A 516-nucleotide genomic window follows, 5' to 3' on the forward strand; every position below is an offset into this window, starting at 1 on the left:
CCTTTGATGCTTCTGCTAAGGCAGCACAAGAATTTACATTGACAGAAAACCGCACCTTTATCGATCCTTTTGATGATGCGCATGTTCAGGCTGGTCAAGGGACTGTAGCCTATGAGATTCTTGAAGAAGCCCGTAAAGAGTCTATTGATTTTGACACAGTACTTGTACCAGTAGGTGGTGGCGGATTGATTGCCGGTGTTTCTACTTATATTAAGGAAACCAACCCGACCATTGAAGTGATTGGGGTAGAAGCTAATGGTGCTCGCTCTATGAAAGCTGCCTTTGAAGCTGGGGGACCAGTTAAGCTCAAAGAAATTGATAAGTTTGCTGATGGGATAGCCGTACAAAAGGTTGGACAATTAACCTATGAAGCGACCCGTAAGAATGTTGAAACGCTGATTGGGGTGGACGAGGGATTGATTTCCGAAACCTTGATTGATCTTTATTCCAAACAAGGTATTGTAGCAGAACCAGCCGGAGCTGCCAGCGTTGCAGCCTTGGAAGTTTTATCAGACT

The 516-nt window shown here is 44.8% G+C and carries 1 protein-coding gene; it reads left to right on the forward strand.

Annotation, left to right across the window (positions count from 1 at the left end; translation table 11 throughout):
* Positions 1-516 (forward strand): pyridoxal-phosphate dependent enzyme (locus GMD4S_RS10330; protein WP_000385525.1); only part of this gene is annotated, 516 nt, incomplete at both ends.

Source organism: Streptococcus sp. GMD4S, from assembly GCF_000296955.1.